Annotated in this window: 21 protein-coding genes; 18 read left to right on the top strand and 3 right to left on the bottom strand. The window is 43.1% G+C overall.

Translation table 11 applies throughout. The features are described from left to right. The first annotated feature begins 11 nt into the window (after positions 1-11). Genes L3V45_RS19070 through L3V45_RS19060 form a run of 3 tightly spaced genes read left to right on the top strand, consistent with a single transcriptional unit; the run spans position 12 to position 3588 of the window. A complete protein-coding gene (locus L3V45_RS19070) occupies positions 12-1202 on the top strand; it encodes an MFS transporter (RefSeq protein ID WP_014306161.1) in 1191 nt (396 codons plus the stop codon). A 27-nt stretch (positions 1203-1229) separates the two neighbouring features. Beyond that, positions 1230-2855 (top strand): ABC-F family ATP-binding cassette domain-containing protein, encoded by a 1626-nt coding sequence (locus L3V45_RS19065; protein ID WP_024086026.1) that lies wholly within the window; start codon positions 1230-1232, stop codon positions 2853-2855. Positions 2856-2868: 13 nt separating this feature from the next. Beyond that, positions 2869-3588 carry a cupin-like domain-containing protein gene (locus tag L3V45_RS19060; RefSeq protein ID WP_004393125.1) on the top strand — a complete coding sequence of 240 codons (720 nt, stop codon included), beginning with the start codon at positions 2869-2871 and terminating at the stop codon, positions 3586-3588. Positions 3589-3629: 41 nt separating this feature from the next. On the opposite strand, the gene L3V45_RS19055 is transcribed toward L3V45_RS19060, so the two are convergent. Continuing rightward, on the bottom strand, positions 3630-5045 hold the full coding sequence (locus L3V45_RS19055) for a sigma-54 interaction domain-containing protein (RefSeq protein WP_046376731.1): 1416 nt from the start codon (positions 5043-5045) through the stop codon (positions 3630-3632). A gap of 207 nt (positions 5046-5252) precedes the next feature. Here L3V45_RS19055 and L3V45_RS19050 point away from each other — a divergent pair, with 207 nt between their 5' ends. The 6 genes from L3V45_RS19050 to L3V45_RS19030 all read left to right on the top strand — a co-directional run bounded on the left by L3V45_RS19050 (position 5253) and on the right by L3V45_RS19030 (position 10925). Next, a complete protein-coding gene (locus L3V45_RS19050; protein ID WP_004393130.1) occupies positions 5253-6458 on the top strand; it encodes an ornithine--oxo-acid transaminase in 1206 nt (401 codons plus the stop codon). Between the two features lie 223 nt (positions 6459-6681). After that, a complete protein-coding gene (locus tag L3V45_RS19045) occupies positions 6682-8082 on the top strand; it encodes an amino acid permease (protein WP_004393132.1) in 1401 nt (466 codons plus the stop codon). A gap of 73 nt (positions 8083-8155) precedes the next feature. Beyond that, entirely contained in the window at positions 8156-9046 is an 891-nt protein-coding gene (rocF, locus tag L3V45_RS19040; RefSeq protein ID WP_014306158.1) for an arginase, read from the top strand. A gap of 131 nt (positions 9047-9177) precedes the next feature. Continuing rightward, positions 9178-10293, top strand: coding sequence for a response regulator aspartate phosphatase (locus tag L3V45_RS19035; protein ID WP_024086023.1), 1116 nt, complete (start codon positions 9178-9180; stop codon positions 10291-10293). Next, on the top strand, positions 10280-10414 hold the full coding sequence (locus L3V45_RS19565) for a hypothetical protein (protein ID WP_007407881.1): 135 nt from the start codon (positions 10280-10282) through the stop codon (positions 10412-10414). The genes L3V45_RS19035 and L3V45_RS19565 overlap by 14 nt, the downstream gene beginning before the upstream one ends. A gap of 37 nt (positions 10415-10451) precedes the next feature. After that, entirely contained in the window at positions 10452-10925 is a 474-nt protein-coding gene (locus L3V45_RS19030) for a GNAT family N-acetyltransferase (RefSeq protein WP_022554029.1), read from the top strand. A 29-nt stretch (positions 10926-10954) separates the two neighbouring features. Here the strand turns inward: L3V45_RS19030 and L3V45_RS19025 are convergent, their stop codons facing one another. After that, positions 10955-11935 carry an aldo/keto reductase gene (locus tag L3V45_RS19025; RefSeq protein WP_017418510.1) on the bottom strand — a complete coding sequence of 327 codons (981 nt, stop codon included), beginning with the start codon at positions 11933-11935 and terminating at the stop codon, positions 10955-10957. Between the two features lie 181 nt (positions 11936-12116). Here L3V45_RS19025 and L3V45_RS19020 point away from each other — a divergent pair, with 181 nt between their 5' ends. The 9 genes from L3V45_RS19020 (at position 12117) to L3V45_RS18980 (ending at position 21913) form a co-directional block, all read left to right on the top strand. Next, on the top strand, positions 12117-12866 hold the full coding sequence (locus L3V45_RS19020; protein WP_015387448.1) for a YiiX/YebB-like N1pC/P60 family cysteine hydrolase: 750 nt from the start codon (positions 12117-12119) through the stop codon (positions 12864-12866). Positions 12867-12876: 10 nt separating this feature from the next. Further along, complete coding sequence (locus L3V45_RS19015; RefSeq protein ID WP_234949531.1) at positions 12877-14040, top strand: hypothetical protein; 1164 nt, start codon at positions 12877-12879, stop codon at positions 14038-14040. A gap of 127 nt (positions 14041-14167) precedes the next feature. Further along, on the top strand, positions 14168-14863 hold the full coding sequence (locus L3V45_RS19010) for an ABC transporter substrate-binding protein (protein WP_094247339.1): 696 nt from the start codon (positions 14168-14170) through the stop codon (positions 14861-14863). Positions 14864-15150: 287 nt separating this feature from the next. Further along, entirely contained in the window at positions 15151-15321 is a 171-nt protein-coding gene (locus L3V45_RS19005) for a hypothetical protein (RefSeq protein ID WP_236837206.1), read from the top strand. 153 nt (positions 15322-15474) lie between these two features. Further along, positions 15475-15645: a CxxH/CxxC protein gene (locus tag L3V45_RS19000; RefSeq protein WP_004393147.1), complete on the top strand. Its 171-nt coding sequence runs from the start codon at positions 15475-15477 to the stop codon at positions 15643-15645. Between the two features lie 80 nt (positions 15646-15725). Next, the gene (gene rlmH, locus L3V45_RS18995) at positions 15726-16205 is read left to right on the top strand and encodes a 23S rRNA (pseudouridine(1915)-N(3))-methyltransferase RlmH (RefSeq protein ID WP_013354196.1); all 480 of its coding nucleotides are present in this window, start codon (positions 15726-15728) and stop codon (positions 16203-16205) included. A gap of 1601 nt (positions 16206-17806) precedes the next feature. Beyond that, the gene (locus tag L3V45_RS18990) at positions 17807-19108 is read left to right on the top strand and encodes an HNH endonuclease (protein ID WP_234949530.1); all 1302 of its coding nucleotides are present in this window, start codon (positions 17807-17809) and stop codon (positions 19106-19108) included. A gap of 416 nt (positions 19109-19524) precedes the next feature. Further along, positions 19525-20658 carry a DNA cytosine methyltransferase gene (locus L3V45_RS18985; RefSeq protein ID WP_234949529.1) on the top strand — a complete coding sequence of 378 codons (1134 nt, stop codon included), beginning with the start codon at positions 19525-19527 and terminating at the stop codon, positions 20656-20658. A gap of 10 nt (positions 20659-20668) precedes the next feature. Continuing rightward, positions 20669-21913 (top strand): DNA cytosine methyltransferase, encoded by a 1245-nt coding sequence (locus tag L3V45_RS18980; protein ID WP_234949528.1) that lies wholly within the window; start codon positions 20669-20671, stop codon positions 21911-21913. A 222-nt stretch (positions 21914-22135) separates the two neighbouring features. On the opposite strand, the gene L3V45_RS18975 is transcribed toward L3V45_RS18980, so the two are convergent. Beyond that, positions 22136-22276 carry a hypothetical protein gene (locus tag L3V45_RS18975; protein ID WP_234949527.1) on the bottom strand — a complete coding sequence of 47 codons (141 nt, stop codon included), beginning with the start codon at positions 22274-22276 and terminating at the stop codon, positions 22136-22138. Between the last annotated feature and the right edge of the window lie 286 nt (positions 22277-22562).

Below are 22562 nucleotides of genomic sequence, written 5' to 3'. Positions count from 1 at the left end.
GGGGTATTCATTTGCGGAATCGAAATTTGCTTTACTTCTCCGGTTTTTTCGGAAACTTCTTTTTCGAACGGGGAATTTGGATTTTATATTTAACAAGCATGAATTATTCATTGTTTCTAGTGGGCATCCTGCAATCGGTCCTGAATTTGGCGATGTTTCTGGCGGAAGTGCCGAGCGGCGTCATCTCGGACAGAATCGGGAGAAAAAAATCGCTCTTGCTCGGCCATTTTATGGTCATTGTCTATTTGGTAATGTTCCTGAGCTTTCATAACTTCATCGCCCTCTTCATCGCTCATATTATATACGGTATCGGGCTGACGTTTATATCAGGAACGGATCACGCCTTTTTGTTTGATTCACTGAAAGAACAAGGGAAAGAAAAGTGGTACGGCAAATCCATCGGAAATTATAACGGACTTGTCATACTCGGTCTTGCGATCGCCATGGGCATCGGCGGCTACTTGCAGGAAATATCATGGTCGTATGTGTTTATCGCCGGGATTGTGACTCAGCTGATTGCGATGGCGGTCATTACACAGCTGACGGAGATCAAATTTGAAAACAGTGAACACGAAACGCAGACGGTCGGGGACATCTTAAAAGAAGTCAAAGATTTCTTCAGGCTGAACAAAGCCTTTAAATATTTGGTGCTGTCACTCTCCGTTTTCTTTGCGATTACATCGGTTTTTTATATGTACGGACAAGATCTGTTAAGTCAGGAAGGGCTGTCCGTGCGCAATATATCCATTATTTTTGCGGGGCTGTCCATCTTGCAGGCGCTGTGCTCCATCTTTTCTTCAAAGCCGGCGGAAAAATTCACGCCGAGGCGCGTGCTTCTGCTGACATTCTGCATCATCGGGGCGGCCTATCTGTTTATACCTTCGGGCAGTCTGTACGTGACGATTGCAGCTTTTGTCGTCATCAACGCGCTCTATGATGTGATAGAACCCGTATCCAGTCAGGTGGTGAATAATGAGATTCCGTCCAGAACGAGAGCCACGCTGCTGTCCATTATCAGTTTGATGACCTCGCTCTTCATGTTCATTGCCTTTCCGTTTATCGGATTCTTAACGGACTATTTTGATTCAGCTTTGCTGCTGACCGCAATCGGGGTATTATCCATCTTATTGTCGCTGTTTATGATGCTCAGCTTTTACAAACTGAAAGCGAGCGTCGCCATCCAGAATAAAGTCGAGCTTTGAACCAGAATGACAAAGGGATGATGTGAGTTGCTGAATATTCATAATCTTACGGTAAATTTAGCGGGAGATACCATTTTCAAACAAGTTTCTTTCTTCATCAATGAAGGCGAAAAAGTGCTTGTGGCCGGGCCGAACGGTTCCGGCAAAAGCACGCTGTTCAGGGTGCTTTCCGGGGAGCTTGAGGCGGATGAAGGAACGATTGCGATCAACAAAGGGGCGAAGGTCGGTTTGCTGAAGCAGATCGCTGATCCCCATGAGGATCTGACATTGTATCAATATCTGGAAAAATCGTTTGAAGCTCTCGCGGCGATCCAGAAGGAAATGAAGGCTATTGAGCTGAAGCTTTCGGAACCGATGGGTGAGGACGAGCTGACTGCTTTATTGGAAAAGTACAGTCAATACACGGAAACATTTGAGCGGAACAACGGCTACCAGATGCATGCGATGATTGACGAGGTATGCAACGGGCTCAGCCTCAGCGAATTAAAGGATCAGCCGTTTTCAAAGCTGAGCGGCGGCGAAAAAACAAAAGCCGGCCTTGCCGAAATTTTAATCCGCAACGACGACATTATACTGCTGGACGAGCCGACCAACCATTTGGATGTTCATGCGATTGAGTGGCTTGAAGGGTTTATTAAAAAATCGAATAAAACCATTCTGTTTACGACCCACGATAAAACGTTTGCCGACCAGACGGCGATGAAAGTGCTCGAGATTGACGATACCGAGGTGAAGATTTGGCCTTACGGTTTCAGCGAATACCTGAAAAAGCGGGAAGAATTCATCATCGCCCAGTTTGAGAAATATGAAGAACAGCAGAGAAAAATACAGAAGATGAAGGAATCCATCGCCCAGCTGAGAGATTGGGCCAACCGCTCGAATCCGCCGTCTGTCGGGCTGCACAGACGCGCGAATAATATGGAAAAGGCGCTGAAAAGGATCGAGCTGATCAATAAGCCGGTCCGGACGGAGCAAAAATTAAAAAACGCATTTCAGGAAGCGGGCGCCGGTTCAAAAGATATTGTGTTCATTGAAAACGGAAAGGTGGCCAACGGATCTTCCCTTTTATATCAAAATGTGAATCTGCGTATAAAGCATAAAGACAGAATCGGCATCGTCGGCAGAAACGGCGTCGGCAAAACAACGCTGATCCGCTGCATCATCGGGGAAAGAGAACTGTCGGACGGCACCATTAAAGTGGGGGAAAATCTTAAAATAGGCTACATTGATCAAAAGAGCCACGTCGGAGATTCGAGTCAGACGATTCTGCAATTCTTTAAAGAAAATCTGCTGACTGAAGAGGGCATGGCCCGGAATATGCTGGCCAAGTACGGATTTTACGGGTCGTCGGTCTTTAAAAAACTTTCCGTCCTGTCGGGTGGTGAGAGAATCAGGCTGAAGCTGTCCATCTTAATGGAAAAAAAGCTGAATGTCCTGATCCTGGATGAGCCGACCAACCACTTGGATATTGAATCTCAGGAAATTCTCGAAAACAGCCTGATGCAGTTTCAAGGCACCATCATCTGCGTTTCTCACGACAGAAACCTGCTGGAGAAGTTCAACAAGATTTTCTGGCTTGAGAATCAAAACGTCACCATCTTTTCAGGTCCATACAGTTACGCCAAACAAAAAAAACGGCAGATTGCCGAATAAAAGGGGAATGGATATGACCATTGACAGACTGACAATCAATGAGTTATCGTACGATCTTTTTGTAAGCGAGTATGCTGATAAGAAACCTTTTATTTTGACGGGGGCAATGGATCACTGGGAATGCAGGCCGTGGACGCTTGAATACATTGACGAACACTATGGAGACAGAATGGTCACCATCCGGAAATCAGATATCGAAGGGGTCAAAACGTTTAAACAAGTAAAGCTTTCCAACTATATCGAGTACATTGATCAGAATGATGACAAATGGTACTGTGACTGGAATTTTACGCAGCTGAACCAAAATGACTTAGACCTTGTCTATTCCGCACCCGAGTATTTTACAAAAGACACATTGAGAGCGGATGAAGAAACGGGACGGGACTGGAAATGGTTCTTTCTCGGTTCTAAGCAGACAGGCACGCCGCTGCATCAGGATTTTAACAGCACGCACGCGTGGAACGGCGTCATTTTCGGGGAGAAGGAATGGATTTTCTATCATCCGGACGACTCTCCGTATTTGTACGAAGGAAATATCAATGTCTTTGATGAAAAAGATATAGAGCAAAAACCGCTGGCGCAAAAGGCGTCTCCGATCCGCTTCAGGCAAAAGGCGGGAGAAATCATTTACGCGCCGCGCCATTGGTGGCATCAAGTCGAGAATACGGAACATACATTGGCAGTGAGCGAAAACTTTTGGTTTACCGGAGAGCGGCTTGCCAATCAGATATAAACGAAAGGCTGAGGAGCACCTCAGCCTTTTTTTGTATGGATTCATTTCATCCGGTCCAGACCGAATTTTTTCAGGCGGTATTGCAGGCTCTGCCTGCTGATTCCGAGCTCGTTTGCCGTTTTGGATATGTTATTGCCGTTTTTTCTCAGGGTTTTTTCGATCATGTATTTTTCGAAGTTTTCCATTTTGTCTTTTAAATCTGTGCCGGGCTGGGTGCTTGCGGCTGCTTTGCTTTCCGTGTCAGCGGGTTTGATTTTCATCCGGTATTGGTAAGGCAGGTGGGCCGCCGTAATCGTCGTTTCATCCGTCATAAAGTTCATGGCGCCTTCAATCATATGTTCAAGCTCGCGGATGTTGCCCGGCCAGTCATACTCCAGGAAAAATTGCTGCACATCGTCACTGATCGAATCAACATGCATTTGAAACAGGTGGTTGTTTTTCTGAATAAACACTTCGGCCAGAGGCAGAATGTCTTCCTTGCGCTCCCGGAGCGGGGGAATGATCAGCGTGACAACGCTTAAGCGGTAGTATAAATCTTTGCGCAGCCGCTCTTCTGAAATGGCAGTGATCGGGTCTTCATTCATCGTGGCGATGATACGGACGTCAATCGGTTTGTCCTGAGCTGATCCGATGCGCCTGATTTTCTTTTCCTGAAGGGCGCGGAGCAGTTTTGCCTGCAGGCTGAGATTGAGAGAGTTGATCTCATCGAGGAGCAGGGTGCCTCCCTGCGCCTGCTCAAATAAGCCGGGCTGGTCAATGGCTCCGGTAAAGGCGCCTTTTTTCGTGCCGAATAAAATACTTTCGACCAGACTGTCCGGCAGGGCGGCGCAGTTTTGTGAGATGAACGGGGCGCCTGAGCGCTGGCTGCCGTTGTGAATGCTTTGGGCGAACAGCTCCTTGCCTGTTCCCGTCTCGCCGGCCAAAAGCACGGACGATGATGTACGGGTTGCCCGTTTCGCATTTTCGATGACTTCCTGAATGACCGGGCTGTTCCCGAGAATGCTGTCAAACGTGTAGCTGTTCTGTTCTTTTCTGTGCATGTTCTCTCTGATCAGCCGTTCGAGCTTGGTGACGTCCTTGGCGATTTCCACGGCGCCCTTGATCTCGCCGTTTTGCACAATCGGGAAGGTGTGGTTGATCGTCGTGATTTCCTGGCCTTTGTTATTGAAATAGCTCTGCTTTACATTTTTAATCGTTTTGCCTTCTTGAAGGGCTTGAACGAGCGTGCTGTCCTGCTGATTGGAAAACATAAATACATCAGTCAGGTTTTTGTGCAGGACGTCCCGTTCATCCATATCTTCAATCTGCATCATTTTCTTATTGTAAATGACGGTGCTGCCCTTTTCGTCCACCACATGCAGCCCGACATCAATCTCTTCCAGAATGCTTTGTAACACGAGTGTGTAAAATTCGCTGGTTGTGTGCAGGTCAATTCCCCCTCTCAATCGTCTTAACATTCATTATTTTAAAATAAATCGAACAGGAAACGCAAAAAAATTTTGCGCTTGGATGCAGTTTGCACGCAAACTGCCGGAATATTTTGCAGGAAAAGAAAGAATGCTGGCGAAACATCCCGTTTTTTCGGATTGGCACGGAACTTGCTTTATAAAAAGGGAAAGCAAGATCTAATGTTGAATGATTACAAAACAAGGGGGAATCAGATTATGTCAGCTTTCACAAAATCTCAAGAAATTATCAGCCAAACTTCACATTACGGCGCGAACAATTATCATCCTCTGCCGATTGTTATTTCCGAAGCGCAGGGTGTTTGGGTAAAAGACCCTGAAGGCAATCAATATATGGATATGCTGAGTGCTTATTCCGCGGTGAACCAGGGGCACAGACATCCGAAGATCATTCAGGCGCTGAAGGATCAGGCGGATAAAATCACTCTGACGTCACGCGCGTTCCATAATGATCAGCTCGGCCCGTTTTATGAGAAAACAGCCAAGCTGACCGGAAAAGATATGATTCTGCCGATGAATACGGGGGCGGAAGCCGTTGAATCCGCTGTCAAAGCGGCGAGACGCTGGGCATATGAGGTCAAAGGAGTAGCGGATAATCAGGCGGAAATCATTGCGTGTATCGGCAACTTCCACGGCAGAACGATGCTTGCGGTATCCCTTTCTTCAGAAGATGAGTATAAACGCGGTTTCGGACCTATGCTTCCGGGTATAAAATTAATTCCATACGGGGACGCAGAAGCGCTGCGCCGGGCGATCACGCCGAACACAGCCGCTTTCTTATTCGAACCGATTCAGGGAGAAGCGGGCATCGTCATTCCGCCGGAAGGATTTTTACAAGAAGCGGCCGCTATTTGTAAGGAAGAAAATGTGCTTCTGATCGCTGATGAAATTCAGACGGGACTCGGCCGCACAGGGAAAACATTCGCGGTTGACTGGGAAAATATCGTACCGGATATGTTTATCTTAGGCAAAGCGCTCGGCGGGGGCGTCTTCCCGATTTCGTGCATCGCGGCGAACCGTGACATTCTCGGCGTGTTTAATCCGGGTTCCCACGGCTCGACATTCGGCGGAAACCCGCTCGCTTGCGCGGTATCGCTCGCATCTCTTGAAGTCCTTGAGGAAGAAGGGCTGGCAGAGCGTTCCCTTCAGCTTGGCCGGTATTTTAAAGAAGAGCTTGAGAAAATTGATAACCCGATCATAAAAGACGTGCGCGGACGCGGCCTGTTTATCGGTGTTGAACTGACAGAAGCGGCCCGTCCGTACTGTGAAAAGCTGAAAGGCGAAGGGCTTTTATGCAAAGAAACACATGATACCGTGATCCGTTTTGCACCGCCGTTAATGATTTCCAAGGAAGACTTGGACTGGGCGATCCAAAAGATCACAAACGTGCTTCAAAACGCGTAAAACCTTGATGCGGCAATGCTTTCCCTCGGCTTGTATGGAATTTACAAATAAAAAATTCAGCACACTCTATTTGCGCGGAGACAGTATTTTAGTATAATGTATCTTTATGTACGAAAATGAATTTCATATAACATTCATATACAAATAGAGGCTCTTTGGACAGCAAATCGGTTTCAAAGCACCGGCTTGGTTCCAATACAAGTTGCTGAAGGGGTGCAGAATAGTGAATACAAATCAAAAAGAGAATCAGCTTCAGCGCACAATGAAATCGCGCCATTTGTTTATGATTTCATTAGGCGGAGTGATCGGCACCGGGTTTTTCCTGAGTACCGGATTTACAATTAACCAGGCGGGACCGTTGGGCGCGGTTCTGTCTTATCTGGTCGGCGGTTTTATTATGTTTTTGACAATGCTCTGCTTAGGCGAGCTTGCGGTTGCCCTTCCCGTATCAGGGTCGTTTCAGACATACGCAACCAAATTCATCAGCCCCGCTTTCGGTTTCGCATTCGGCTGGCTGTACTGGCTCGGCTGGGCGGTGACATGCGCCATTGAGTTTTTATCTGCGGGACAATTGATGCTCCGCTGGTTTCCGCATGTTCCCGTATGGGTGTGGTGTCTCGTGTTTGTCGGACTGATGTTTCTTTTGAACGCGATTACCACAAAAGCGTTCGCTGAGTCGGAATTTTGGTTTTCCGGCATTAAAATTTTAGTCATTCTGCTGTTTATTATTTTAGGCGGCGCCGCCATGTTCGGTCTGATCGACATGAAACACGGCGAGCAGGCTCCTTTCTTCTCTCATTTTTATGAGGATGGATTGTTTCCGAACGGCATTAAGGCTATGCTTATTACGATGATTACCGTAAACTTCGCGTTCCAGGGAACGGAGCTGATCGGGGTTGCCGCGGGAGAAAGTGAAAATCCCGAGAAAACGATTCCGCGCTCTATCCGGCAGACGGTATGGAGAACGCTTGTCTTTTTCGTTCTCTCCATCATCGTCATTGCCGGCATGATTCCGTGGAAGCAGGCGGGAGTGGTCGAAAGCCCGTTTGTCGTGGTGTTTGAACAAATCGGTATTCCATATGCGGCCGATATTATGAACTTTGTTATCTTAATTGCGCTGCTCTCAGTGGCCAACTCAGGCCTGTTTGCATCGACGCGTATCCTATATGCCATGGCGAACGAAGGACAAGCCTTTAAATCACTCGGCAAAACAACTAAACGCGGCGTGCCGATGAACGCTCTGATCGTGACGCTGGCCGTCGCCTGCCTGTCCCTGCTGTCTAAAGTGGCAGCGCCGGAAACCGTTTATATGTTTCTCTTATCATTAGCCGGACTAAGCGCGCAGGTCGGCTGGATCACGATTTCCCTGTCACAGCTGATGTTCAGACGGAAATACATCCGCGAAGGCGGCAAAGTGGAAGACCTGAAGTTTAAAACACCGCTGTACCCGGTGCTGCCTATTATCGGGCTGACGTTAAATACGGTCGTTCTGATCAGTCTCGCATTTGATTCAGAACAGCGGCTCGCCCTTTATTGCGGCATCCCGTTCATGGCGGTGTGCGTTATCGTCTATCATCTGTATGTAAAAAAGCATAAGCAGTCAGAAAAACAGATAGAGCTTTAAATCTTTTTGTGTCCAAGTCATCTTTGAGAAACCCGCACAGGACAACATACAACATGTTGAGGTGGAAAAACGGATGAACAAGAATATCTCAGTTATTGGAATGCCGATGGATTTAGGACAAGCACGACGCGGAGTGGACATGGGCCCGAGCGCCATCCGCTACGCGCATCTCATTGAACGGTTATCTGACATGGGGTATGCGGTGGAAGACTTAGGCGACATCCCCGTCAATCGTGAAAAACTCAAACATGATGAAGAGCTGAAAAATTTGAACTCTGTGCTCTCGGGGAACGAGCAGCTCGCCCAAAAGGTGGACAGCGTCATTGAGAATGAGCGGTTCCCTCTCGTCTTGGGCGGCGATCACAGCATCGCGATCGGAACGCTGACAGGAACGGCAAAGCACTATAAACAGCTCGGCGTCATCTGGTACGACGCGCACGGCGACTTAAACACCCTGGAAACATCGCCGTCAGGCAATATTCACGGAATGCCGCTGGCCGTCAGCCTCGGCGTCGGGCACGACACGCTGGTGAATCTGGGCGGGTATGCCCCGAAAATCAAGCCGGAGAACGTCGTCATCATCGGCGCGAGATCGCTTGATGAAGGCGAGCGTGAATACATTAAGGAAACAGGCATGAAAGTCTATACGATGCATGAGATTGACCGCCTCGGCATGACAAAGGTCATTGAAGAAACCATTGACTACCTGTCAGACTGTGACGGCGTTCACCTCAGCCTTGATCTAGACGGCCTTGATCCGAGCGACGCACCCGGCGTAGGCACGCCTGTCGTCGGCGGCATCAGCTACCGTGAAAGCCATTTGGCAATGGAAATGCTGTATGATGCCGACATCATCACTTCAGCTGAATTTGTCGAAGTCAACCCGATCCTCGATCACAAAAACAAAACCGGCAAAACAGCGGTCGAGCTGGTGGAATCTTTGTTAGGAAAAAAACTATTATAAAATATGCGCCTCCGCACCTGCGGAGGTTTTTTTTGTTGCCACGAGGAAACTAGCGGGCTGCCACCCTCTTTTTGGACCTGTAAATATGATATATTTATTACACAAAATGGGAAAGGGAGGTGTCCTGACAGATGGCTGAGGTGATGGCCCACGAAACAGTTGCGAAAAAAATTAGTGACTGGTATGAGGAAATCAAAAAGCACAACACTGAATCGGCTGAGGCGTTAAGAGAACAACTGCTTACGGATCTGCAAAATATGACACAAAATCAAACGGTGCTCCTTTATTTTAATTTAATTGATTCCCGCTATAAGCTTTTAATGGAAGAGTATGAGAAAACAGACGGCATTTTAAAAACGATCCAGCTGAACGCCGATAAAGAAAAAACAGACCAGATGATTCAATACTATTATTATTTCTTTTCCGGAATGCACGAGTTTTACCGTAAACGGTTTATGAACGCCATTAATTTTTACCGGATTGCTGAAAGCAGGCTCCGGCACATACCGAATGAGATTGAAAGAGCCGAGTTTAATTATCAAGTGGCGATTGCCTACTATGAAATCCGCCAAAACTACTTTGCGATGAACCACGCGGAAAAAGCGTTGGAGATCTACAAAGCCAATGAAATGTACGCGGTCAGAGAAGCACAGTGTTTAATGGTGATCGGCTGTAACAGAATGGACTTGTTCCACTATCAGAAAGCCGAAGAGCTCCTGCAGACGGCGGTTCATCAAGCCGCCAAAGCGGGCGATCCGCATATTGAAGCGCTCGCCCACTTTAACGCAGGCATTTGCTATGAAAGACAGGAAAAACTGGAAGAGGCGCGGGTCGAGTTTGAAACGGCTCTTGATCAAAAGGAGCATTTGCGATCAGCGTATTCGGTGCGGAGTCTGTACATGCTGGCCAGAGTGTTATTGAAGCAGGAAAAGACGGATGAGGGCCGGTTTTGGCTGCATAAAGCGCTGAATGCCGCTGAAGAAAAAAACGAGCCCGTATACACCCAAAAGCTGCGCATCTTACAGCATGTCTTTATTGACCGCAATGAAGAAGCGCTTGAATCAGCTTTCGCCGAGTTAAGAAGGAAAGAGCTGTGGAGTGACGTTTCCGATTTGTCGTATCAGGCCGCGGCGCATTTTAAAAAACAGGAGAAATACAAACCGGCGGCGAAGTATTTTCAGGAATCAATTGATGCCAATGACCAAATTTTGAGATTAACGGAGGGGATTCGTAATGAAAACATGTAAATTCATTGTACTCTCAGCAGCCTTGGCAAGTCTCATTTCGATTGGATTATTTGCACAAACTGGTTCAACGGCACAAGCCGAACAAATCATAAAACCGGCGGAAAACGGAGCCTTCGGATAATACTGCATGATATCGCTTTCGTGTAAGGAGTGATTCAATGGCTATCACGCTGCAGCCGATGACAGGACAAGAGTTTCAGTCCTATCTCGCTCATTCAACCAAGCATTACGCTGAAGAAAAGGTAAAAGCGGGAACGTGGCTGCCTGACGAAGCGCCGGAATTAGCGGAGCTGGCGTTTGAAGACCTGCTTCCAGACGGCTTGGAGACAGCCGATCACTATTTATGGACGCTGACATTGGACGGAAAGGAAAATGCCGGCTGGCTGTGGCTGCACGCCGATCCGGATCACCCGCAGCAGGACGCATTTATTTATGATTTCGGCCTTCATCCGCCTTTCCGCGGCAAAGGCTATGCAAAAGAGGCGCTCGCAAGGCTGGAGGACAAAGCCAAAGATCTGGGTGTCCGCAAGATTTCTCTCCATGTGTTCGCTCATAACGAAACGGCGCGGAAGCTGTATGAGAAGACGGGATTCCTGGAGACGGATGTCATCATGAGCAAAAAGCTGTCATGAAAAGAGGCCCGCACGATGGGCCTCTTTTGTTATTCATCTAACAATGTCATCATTTGTTCCGGGTAACGCTCGCCGGCCGCCGTGCCGATCGGAAACATTTCATCCAACCGCGCCTTCACATCCTCCGGAAGCACAATGTCGAGAGCGGCGAGGTTCTCTTCCAAGTAGTGTTTCTTTTTTGTACCCGGAATCGGAATGAGATCATCGCCGTTTGCGAGAACCCATGCGAGCGCAAGCTGAGGCGCGGTGATATTCATTTCCCGGGCAATGGCGGTAAGTTTTTGGACGAGCCCTATATTCACCGCCAAATTGTCTCCCTGGAATCTCGGCGTTCTTCTTCTGTAATCATCGGCATCCAGCTGATCTGTCGACGTCATCTTTCCGGAAAGAAAACCTCTGCCAAGCGGACTGTAAGGCACAAATGAGATGCCGAGCTCACGGCAGGCGGGCAGCACATGCTCCTCTGCTTCCCTGCTCCATAAAGAATATTCTGATTGAAGCGCGGCAATCGGGTGAATGCGGACGGCGCGCCTGATCGTTTCTGCGGAAGCTTCTGACAATCCGATATACCTCACTTTTCCTTCGTCAATCAGCTCCTTCATGGCGCCGACAGTTTCTTCAATCGGCACCCGCGGATCAACCCGGTGCAGATAATAAAGGTCGATATAATCCGTCCCGAGACGTTTCAGACTGGCGTCACACGCTTTTTTCACATAATCGGGCCGTCCGTTGATTTCGATAAACTCACCCTTTTCGCTTCGGACATAACCGAATTTCGTCGCGAGGCACAGCTCCTTTCTGAATGGGGCGAGCGCTCTGCCGACAAGTTCTTCATTCGCACCCAATCCATATTGATCAGCCGTATCAAACAAATTCACGCCGAGATGAACGGCATGATGCAGTGTGGAGATCGACTCTTCCTCACTCTGGCTGCCATAGTATTCCGACATGCCCATGCACCCTAACCCCATTGCGGAAACCCGCATCGAACCGATCGTTCTGTCCTTCATATGTCCTCCCCCTTTCTTGTATGATAACCAGATTTCCTGATATTTGAAAATGATTTATGTATATGATTTACATATTGTTATAAAATTTTTAAAAATCTGTAAATTGTATATTTTTTTATCACAATTTCGTCATATAATGAAAACGTGGAAAAATTAACCTTTGAGAAAAGAGGCGAAGTCAATGTGTAAAAAGCTGTTCAAAGCCGTCCTCCCGTTTGCCCTGTCATTCACCATGGTTCTGTCGTTCTCCGGTTTGAATGTAAAAGCGAAAGAAACAGAAATACCACGCTACGCAAAAGAAATCGCAGACCTTCAGCAGGGCACGACTCCTCAAGACGTTCTCCAATCCGCCAAAGAGCTTGCCAAACAGAAGCATGTTTCAACAGAAGCAATTCTCAAGCAGTTTCATCAAGAAATCACGGCAGACAAGGTGCAAGGAAATGTAATCGCTTCCAAAGACGGACTCTCTGCGATGGGCGGATCGTCAGGAACCAAAAAACTCCCGAAAAGCACAAAAGGCAATATTTATTACACGAACTCATACACGGCTTATTACAATCACGGGCATGTCGGCATGTATTCATCCGCTGATAAAATTGTCGAATCCGTGCCGGGAGACGGCGTCCGTCAGATTGCGTATAACGGCAGAGAAGTCGAAGACAATTCAATCGTCCAGACCGTGAAAGTTACCGATGCTCAAAAACAAGCCGCCGCTGACTGGGCCGTATCAAGAGTGGGTGATGAGTACTCCTTCAACTTCGTCAATAACAGAAATACGGGCCATGAAGGCGCCAAAAACTGCTCAAAACTGCTGTGGTCGGCATTCCTTTTAAAAGCGGGGATTGATATCGACTCTAACGGCGGCTTAGGCGTATACCCGCGCGACATCACAAGCTCGTCCTACACAACCACGATCCTGACCATTCACTAAGGAGAACAACGTGAAAAAAATCATCTGGATACCCTTAGTGATCATCGCCGCCGCAGCGGTCTTATGCTTCTTCTATTTCCGCACGGAAGACCCTGCGGAGGTTGCGAGAGACACATTAAATGACCCTGATTTTCTGAAAGATAAAGAGGCGCTGCTGTATTTCTCCACTGCGGCTGACCAAGACACGTTCGGCGGCGGAAAAAGCTACGCCCTCTTCGCCGATGAAAAAGGGCGGCTTTCTTCTTATCAAATGAAGGGGCTTGAGCTCGGATCGGCCAAAGTGCATGACGAAAGCGTCCTGCTGGAGGACAAAAAAGGAATCTACACCGTTCAGGACGGTCTTCACACGTATAAAAGAGCGTACCAGCATACGGGAGACAGCGCGGGATATATCGAACGGGCGAAAGGCTTTTACACGCTGTATAATTCGGGCTACGACAAGAGCGGCGGCAGCTACCGTTCAGAGCTGTACCGCCAGATGGACGGCAAGTGGAAGCAAGACGTCATCCCGCACTATATCCGCGCTTCAGGCTTTTTTAAAGATCATCTTTTCGCGCTCACGCCGACAGATGACGAAAAAGGCTATCACGTCCAAGACATTCAGGCCGATAAAGAAAAGCTCCATACAACATCAATCGCGACGTGGACGTATAAAGAAGGCACGTCTGTCGAATCCCAGCTCGCCGCGGACGACAGCGCCGTCTGCTTTGTTACCAGAGGAGAAAAAGCCGATCACATCTATCAAATGGTGAAAGTCATGAAAAACAGCGGCGCCATCAAAACGTATGACATCGCCGCTTATAAAAATGACGAACAGACGATCTATGACTCCATGCCGTTCAGCTTCAAAAAAAGCTTTTTCATGGAGCATCGCAGCTTCTATTTCGTTGACGGCTTCGGAACCGTCTACCGCATCAACCCTGAGACCGGAAAAAGCAAAAAGGCCTTCACCCTCCCCGCATCACGAATGAAAGCCGACTTCAAGGAGCTGACCCATCAAAACGGAAAGCTGTATCTGTTTACGTACAGCTACAAAAAGCCCGCCAAAATCGAGTCCTTCGACCTGAAAACGGGCAAAAAACTGAACGACCTGACCATCCCAAACTTAAAAAACATCGTCACGCCGAAAAGCCATCTCAAGCTGTATGATGTGCAGGTGATGGGGGGGTTTTGAGAAGGAAAAGCAGTCATCATAATGAAAACACAAACTTTGGATGATATGAACAAAAAAACCTTTTATTGGTTTACTTGTACTCGTTTGAGGATATAGAGTAGTAGACTGAATAAAAGGAGGATATATAGTGAAAAAACGTTTCAAATGGTTTGTGGGAGTAGTTATTTTTGTTTTTATGTTCAGTTTTTCAGGTGTGACAGAAGCTATTAGTACAAAGACAATAAAAGATGAAATCACATGCCCTGTCTGTGATAAAACGATTAAGTCTGAAGGAAGTAAAAAAGACAGACAAAAAGCTTTGAATATCGTCAAAGACAGAGATGATTTGGATATGGATAAAACAGAAGTCTTTGTGACTGTTTTAAATAATAAAGATCATAAGATTGCATTGGTTCATTATGAAGATCAGCAAAATCATTCATTTGCGCAGAGGTATATTAATTTAAACACTGAGCAAATCGTTTTATCCGTAGAGGGTAAAGGAAAATGGGACAAAGAAAAAAAAGAAGGAAACTTCAAATTAAGAGTTGGAGATAAAGAAATTATTAATGAAGATTTTAATCAAGATGGATTAAAAGGCAAGGGGAATAATGCTTTATTGAACTCTGTCAAAAAAGCATCTCCGGCAAAATCAAAATTGGAGTCCTGTAACGATTTAGTCACAAAAATGCTGGGGCTGGGATCCAGTATTGCTTGCGCAGGTGCTTGTATGGCTGTCGGAGGTGCTGTCGGCGCAGTAGTGTGCTCGCCCTTATGTTTAGCAATTGAAAATGGAGTTGGCGAAGCAGGTGCTAAAGAAATTTGTGAACAATTCTTTGGTTGAAATATGCAGATTTGAAAAGAGCTTGCCGCTTTTGGTAAGCTTTTTATAATGAAACGTTACTGCAAGAAAGAAGGTGTTCATTTGAAATCATTCAGTATCTTCTTATTGTTGTCCGTCATTTGTATAACCATTGTTTTTGTCATAATGAATATGTTGATTGGATACCCTGATGTGAGCAACGGGGCATTGATTATGATTGTATATATCGTTGTGACCCTCTTGATAAGGCTATATAACAAGAAAAAAGCCGACCGAACATAGAGATAGAGGAATTTAGGAGGGAGCCGATGAAGAAAAAGCTTGCCGCGGTGGCCGTAACCATTCTCCTGGTTTCCGTGATAACCAACTCTTTTTTAAACGGCGGAAAGCCGGACTGGATTGATGTATGCTGTACGCTGCTGGCGTGTCTATTAGGAATTCTGTTCGTCCTTCGCTTAGAAAAAAGAGAAAACACGTAAAGAGCCGGGTGCTGAAAACACCGGCTCTTTTTGCGCGTGATTTGCCGAATTGTGGATAAAACTCAGCCCGAAGCACTACTAACATGTGTATAAATAGGTTATATTGAAAAGAGAACAATTGCCGCGCGCAAAAGAAAACCGGAGGATGTAACAATGAAAACCGCTTATTATTCTTGTGAAGAACATATCGAAACCGTGCTGGACATGTACATAGATGATCATGAGCTTCCGCCCGAAATCAGAAAAATCGAACATACTAACAGTTTATCCACAGCCTGTGAATTATGTGGGGACACTGCAACATATCTAGTAGGGAACGAATGATCCTACACAAAATACAGAAAAGATATCCACAATTGTGGACAATATATATGAATAACTTGTTTCTAAAGTGGGGATGACCTGTGAATATTAATATTGTGACCATCGGAAAACTAAAAGAAAAATACCTTAAGCAAGGCATTGAAGAATACAAAAAACGACTCTCAGCCTACGCAAAAATCGACATCATCGAACTCCCGGACGAAAAAGCTCCGGAAAACCTGAGCGACCAAGACATGAAAATCGTCAAAGACAAAGAAGGCGAACGCATCCTGGCCAAAATCAGCCCGGACACCCACGTCATCGCCCTCGCCATCGAAGGAAAAATGAAAACATCTGAAGAACTGGCCGATACAATAGATAAGCTGGCGACATATGGAAAAAGCAAAATCACCTTCGTCATCGGCGGCTCACTCGGCCTAAGCGACGCCGTCATGAAACGGGCAGACGACAAACTGTCATTCTCGAAGATGACGTTTCCTCATCAGTTGATGCGTCTCATACTAGTTGAGCAGATTTATCGGGCGTTTCGGATTAATCGTGGGGAGCCTTATCATAAGTGAGTTGGGTTTTACAATCTAATAGTAACGAGGAAAGAACCTACCGTTCACGAGTTTTTTAAGGGATATTTTTGATCACGAGATAACTTATTTGATTTTACAATTCTCTTTAAAAGCAAAACTAGTTGGTAGGTTCTTTTTTATGTTAAAAGTTATTTGCAACCTTCTTTTTTCTATTTTGTGATCAAATTTCTCTTATGGAGTACATAAACCTAAAATATTTTTATTGTGTATATGATTCTAGTTATTAGATATATTAGATTGATATTACCAACAGTTCTTTTAAAAAAGCACTAGCCAGCTACACCCTGTACATATTGATTCCTAAAATTGGGAGTAGCAACTAACCGGTTAACCCTTGTGTAAACAGTTATAAAGACTTATTTGATGTAGAGGGGTGAATGTCATCGTCATTAGTTTCCTATGTCAGAATAGCGATGATTGTTCAAATGAAGAAGCAGCGGCTAGCTCTTCAATTCCAGAAGAATATAAGCTGCAAGTTTTGACAATCTTACAATCAGAGGAGGTAGTGGATGTTCGAGACGTACACATGGTTGAGGATAGGCAATTATATCATGTAGAATGGTTGCCTAAGATTGATAGAGCAAATGGTATTACTGGCTGAGACTTAGGAATTAGTTAATAGATCAAAAAAATTGGCCCCAAAGATTCGATCAATAGATAGATCTACTGATCGAGTTTTTGGACCATGGATGAAAATATTCCCTTGCTAACCTCGAGCATTTTTCAAGAGGGTGTTCCAAATGGTTTAGAGAGAATTGAATAGGACATTAATCTTGAGGTTTGGCCAGATTAGTAGTGAGTACCTCACCTCAAAGTTGGACTCTTAAATAAATTACTTTTGCACAGTTTATTAGCTTCTGGGTTATAGACAGGTTCCAGACTCTAACTCTACTATGCCACTTTCTGTATTTTAAAAACTGACCCCAATTCAATTCAATTCAATTCAATTCAATTCAATGATTTTATTCAACAGGTAGTTTTCATTGATTATTACATACTCAAACTTTGGTGGTTCAGGCATTATTGAATTTGGTTCATTTAAGCCTTAAAAAACACCAGTAGTCTTGCCAGTTGTTGACTTGATACTATACCTTTTCCCCTTTAATACTAATAGCGTCAATGTTTGAGTACCAACAGGAGCAAATTGTAACTTAGGTAGTCCTACAGTCCTGCTGTAGTAATTAATAGCATAATATTCACCAAGATCATCTAAGAAGTTTTTACTTCTAATTATCTTTCTTTTTTAATTGGTTAATTACGAATTCATACGCCTCTATTAATTTTTCATCTGTTAGTTCTTCTATTTCCATCATAAGTTATTACACATCCCTAATTCCGTTTTGAAAAGATTTTAGCCTTAAAAGGAATTTTTTCTATTTTAACATCAATTGAATAAATGTTGGTGTTTTTTTAAAAAGTCTCTTAGTTGAGTAGTTAAACAAATAAAACTGGATTAAATAAAAAAAAAATAATAATTAATAAAAAATATTGAATTAAAACAGCTTTAATGAGTATAATCTTAACTAACAGCTGTTTAAATTCTTTTTTTATGTGTTTAATGATATGAGGAGGCGCTTTATATGGTATCTGTCAAAGAAAGCTTGCTATTAATAACTAAAATTACTGGTTTTTATAACATTTCAAAGAACCAACTATCCAGGGTTCTTGAGATTGACTTTGAAAAAGAAGAGGACCTTACTGATAGTCATTTGATGTTGAAGGAAATTATGAATCCAAGCAAATTTATTGGGCTCTTAGAAAAAAAGGGTCACCTTCTAACACCAAGTGCTAGAGAAAAAGTGTATCAAAATGTGAAAGGTAAATATGAAAAGCTAAAAATGAAAGAGAGCGGGTTAGTTTTTGGAAAAGTACTACAATCTAATGAATTGGGTATTCGTCCCAATGGGGAAAGGGCAGGTTCTTTTGCATTAATAGCTCAACAAGTTGCAAAAGATTTTTTCGGAGAATTAACTATATCTGAACTAAATCCGAAAAAGAAATTTACTGTTAAAGAAAGTAATAGCGGGGAGGTTCATAATTTTAATTATGATTATCATAATAGTAAAATTGTTGAATCAAAACCTAATGGCCGAAATGAATATCGCATGTATTCTGGCTACATCAAGGATTTAGATCCTGATGATATTATTCTAATGATTGAATCCCCTAATTCAAGTGAGGACTATATAGTTGGGTGTATTCATCCTGAAAGTCCAAATTATAATGATATCATGGATTTGATCAAAAAATATAAAGTAGGAAGAAGTTTATCTGCTTTGATTCCATCATTAGAGCTAATTTCTAAAGGCGTTACATTCACGGAAATGTTTGAGGGGACTGAGTTGCCAAGTTTAGAATCCAGTCCATTAGATGATGGAGAAGTAATAGATGAGAGACTGGGTGTAGAGCTCCCAACAATATTGTCCCCGGAAGCATTAGCTGAACTATTAAAGAAAAGTTTGGAGACGGATGGTATAGATCGCACTGTAACCATTCTTAAGAAAATAAAAAGGGATCGTCGTTTCCGTAAATCAGTGTTGGAAGCGTACAATTACAAATGCGCTGTTACGGGGCAATCTATTGTATATGGGGATACACTAAATGTTCAAGCTGCTCACATTAAAGGGAAAGAATATGGAGGATCAGATAATCCTACTAACGGACTCTCACTTTCCTTAGATCTTCATTGGGCGTTTGATCATGGTTTTTTTGCAATAAATGATGATTTCACTATTCAAGTGCATGAAAAGATGCAAGAGAATAAGATTTTACAGGAAATTGATCGAAAAAAATTACTTTTGCCACAAGATAAGACTCTATGGCCCAATTTAGATATGATTAAATACCATAGAGATTATATTTATGGAAAATTTATAAATTAGTTTTAAATTTCTCTATTTGGTATACAACTTATAGTCTGTTTATGCGCATACATTGTTATATTTGGAATGAAAAGATAGTATAAGAGAGGTGATAGGATGCAGAAGTTCAACCTAAAGTGAGAATATTAGCAATGAGATATTTGGAGTGAAGAGTCGGAAAAGAATGAAATTAAATTTGGAATTCCTTTCTAAGGACTAATTATTCACGAAGGAATTTATGAAGTTGCTGTAAATCTCTTTGACGGAAAAAAAGTATTACTCAACTTCTAGGTGGAAAGGATTAACAACCTCTTTTTCATTTATTAGTGGCAAATTGATACCGAAAAGTGTTATTATAAAACTTTGGCTATTGCATATATAATAAAAAAAATTTAAAATAAAAGGGAATATACGTTCGTGGAATGGAGGATAGGTCTATGAGTGAAAAACAATTAAATGTACTAGATCTATTTTGTGGTTGTGGAGGTTTATCACAGGGATTTCTAGATGCTGGATATAATGTCATGCTTGGTGTTGATTTTGAAGAAGTAGCGTTAAAAACCTTTAAATATAATCATGAATCGTCAGATGTTTTATTGGCCGATCTTTCCAAAGATGAGGCTATACAAGAAATTGCTGATAAAATTGGGGACCAAAAAGTTGACATTGTTATCGGAGGGCCACCTTGTCAAGGATTTTCATTAACAGGATCACGAGATATAAACGATACACGAAACACCCTTTACTTAGCAGTCGTTAAAGCTGTAAGGAGATTTAAACCTAAAGCATTTCTGATTGAAAATGTACCGGGGATTGCAACATTATATAATGGTATTGTTAAGCAGCAAATAATAAATACCTTTGAGGATATGGGATATAATGTGTCAGTTTCACCAAAACCTTTATTAGCAGCTGATTACGGCGTACCACAGATGAGAAAAAGAATGTTTTTTGTGGGAATAGAAAAGGGATATGGATATTTTGAATTTCCAGAACCAACTCATACACCAGAAAGATATGTAAGCTGTAGTGAAGCGATTAGTGATTTACCAAGTAGAGATGAAGAGTTTGGAGAAGAGGTTGATAACTATGAAAAGAAACCTCAATCGCTATATCAAGAATTCATGAGACAAAACAGTAAAAAGCTTCATAATCATGTTGCTACAAATCATACGGAACATGTTAAATGGGTTATAAGTCAAGTTCCTGAGGGTGGTAATCATAAGGATTTACCTCCCGGTATTGGTGATAGCAGAAAGTTCAATGAAGCTTGGACTCGATATCACAGTAAAAAGCCTTCACGAACAATTGATACTGGTCACAGAAATCACTTTCACTACAAGTATAATAGAGTACCAACTGTTAGAGAAAATGCAAGGTTACAATCCTTTAGGGATGATTTTGTCTTTATAGGCACTAGGACTCAACAAAATAGACAGGTAGGGAACGCGGTACCACCTCTTTTATCCCTCAATTTGGCCAAAGCCATACTTCGACATTTTGATGATGTGAAAAGCGGGCGTAGAAAAGTTAAAGACTTAGAACAATTGAACTTGGAATTGAATATATAAAGGTGATATTATGACTAAACTAAATACATTAGAGTTATTTGTTGGGTGTGGAGGACTCTTAGACGGTTTTGAAAAAACGAAGCATTACTACACAGTTGCTAGTGTTGAATGGCAAAAATATGCCTGTGATACTCTAATAAATAGATTAAAAAAAACATATAATTATGAGGATGCTGAAGAAAGAGTTCTTCATTTTGACATTCAACGAACAGAAGAATTAATAAATGGTTGGAAAGATGATGAGGTTTATGGATCGCATGTTGGTCTAGACTCTATAGTAAATAATAGGAAAATAGATTTAATTGTTGGTGGCCCTCCTTGTCAAGCATATTCAGTTGCAGGTAGGATACAAGATAAAGATGGTATGACAAATGATTACAGGAACTATCTTTTCGAAAGTTACTTAAAAGTTGTAAAAGTCTACGACCCTAAATTGATTGTCTTTGAAAATGTTGAAGGTATGCTGTCGGCAGCTCCAGATGGTGAAAATATAGTTGATAAAATAAAGCGAGGATTCAATGAATATGGCTTTGACATTATTGACGATATTAAAGGTCGAGCTTTACTTGATTTAACTCAATTTGGTGTTCCACAAAAAAGGAAAAGGGTAATACTAATTGGTTTAAATAGAAGGTATTTTGGTGGGAATAAGACAGAAAATCAAAAAGCACTTCAGTTCTTCTACAACGAAATTCTAACTAGATATAAATCTGAAAAAATTTATACAGTTCGTGATGCGATAGGAAAGCTTCCTAAGTTAGTACCTTCACCAGAAGACTATAAATTAGGACGTCGGAAATATTCACATGTCCCACCTGAAACGAATTATAATGGGCATTATCCAAGATACCATAATAGAAGAGATATGGATATATTCAAGATATTAGCAGAAGATATTGATAAAGGAAATAATAAATATCTCTCGACTGAAAATCTTAAAAAGCTTTATACCGAGAAAACAGGTAAAACTTCAAATATTCATAAATATTACGTGCTAAGATGGGATCAGCCTAGTAATACAATACCAGCTCATTTGAAAAAAGATGGACTTAGACATATTCACCCAGACCCGGTTCAGTCTAGGTCAATAACCGTTAGGGAAGCAGCTAGACTACAAACCTTTGATGACAACTTTGAATTTATAGGTAGTATGGTTCAAAATTATGAAATGATTGGGAATGCAGTTCCACCCGAATTCAGTAAGAGATTAGCTAGTGCTATATACGATCTATTTAAAGAAAAAGGAATGATTTGAATTAATCATTCCTTTTTTAAGTATTATTCTATTTTCTTTGAAATATTTAAGTCATTATTACCATCAAATGGATGTTAATAATGAAATTTTCCACATTTAACACATACAACATCATACAAACGGGAATATGAGAGCTTTTCGTTAGTTGGGATTTTTTTCGATCCGTGTTATTAAAAAAGCGTCTCTACAAGGACAAAACATATCAATATAGTTTCGGTAAAGTTAATTAGAGAGAGTAGCATTTTTATGATAAGAGAAGTAATCGCTTGCCGCAGCATGGGGTAAAACCGGGAGGGCAAAGGCACCTGCTAGGAATACCAAGGCTGCCAGTTTCACTGCGGTTAGCTTCATTTTGCTTTGCATAATTGATCCTCCTCCTTTGGTTGCCATACTAACAAAGGCATTCTGCTTGTTAAACCCTTACCATATAAAATGATAAAAAATTCACCCAATTTCATCACATTAACCAACAAGGTTTGTATGTTTCCCTTCGAAAGTCATAGGAGAGCAGGGTTCATATCTGATGCGAAGTTATCAAGGAGGATAGAAACCGTAAAGAAGAGCTCAGAGAAGCACCTTTATTGCGAACAACAGCTTCTTCCGCATTTTCCACACGTCAGTATAAATCCCTTTCCGTCACGGAAACCTA

Source organism: Bacillus sp. R45, assembly GCF_021729365.1.
Taxonomy (GTDB): Bacteria; Bacillota; Bacilli; order Bacillales; family Bacillaceae; genus Bacillus; species Bacillus velezensis.
This window is presented reverse-complemented; position numbering and strand designations above follow the sequence as displayed.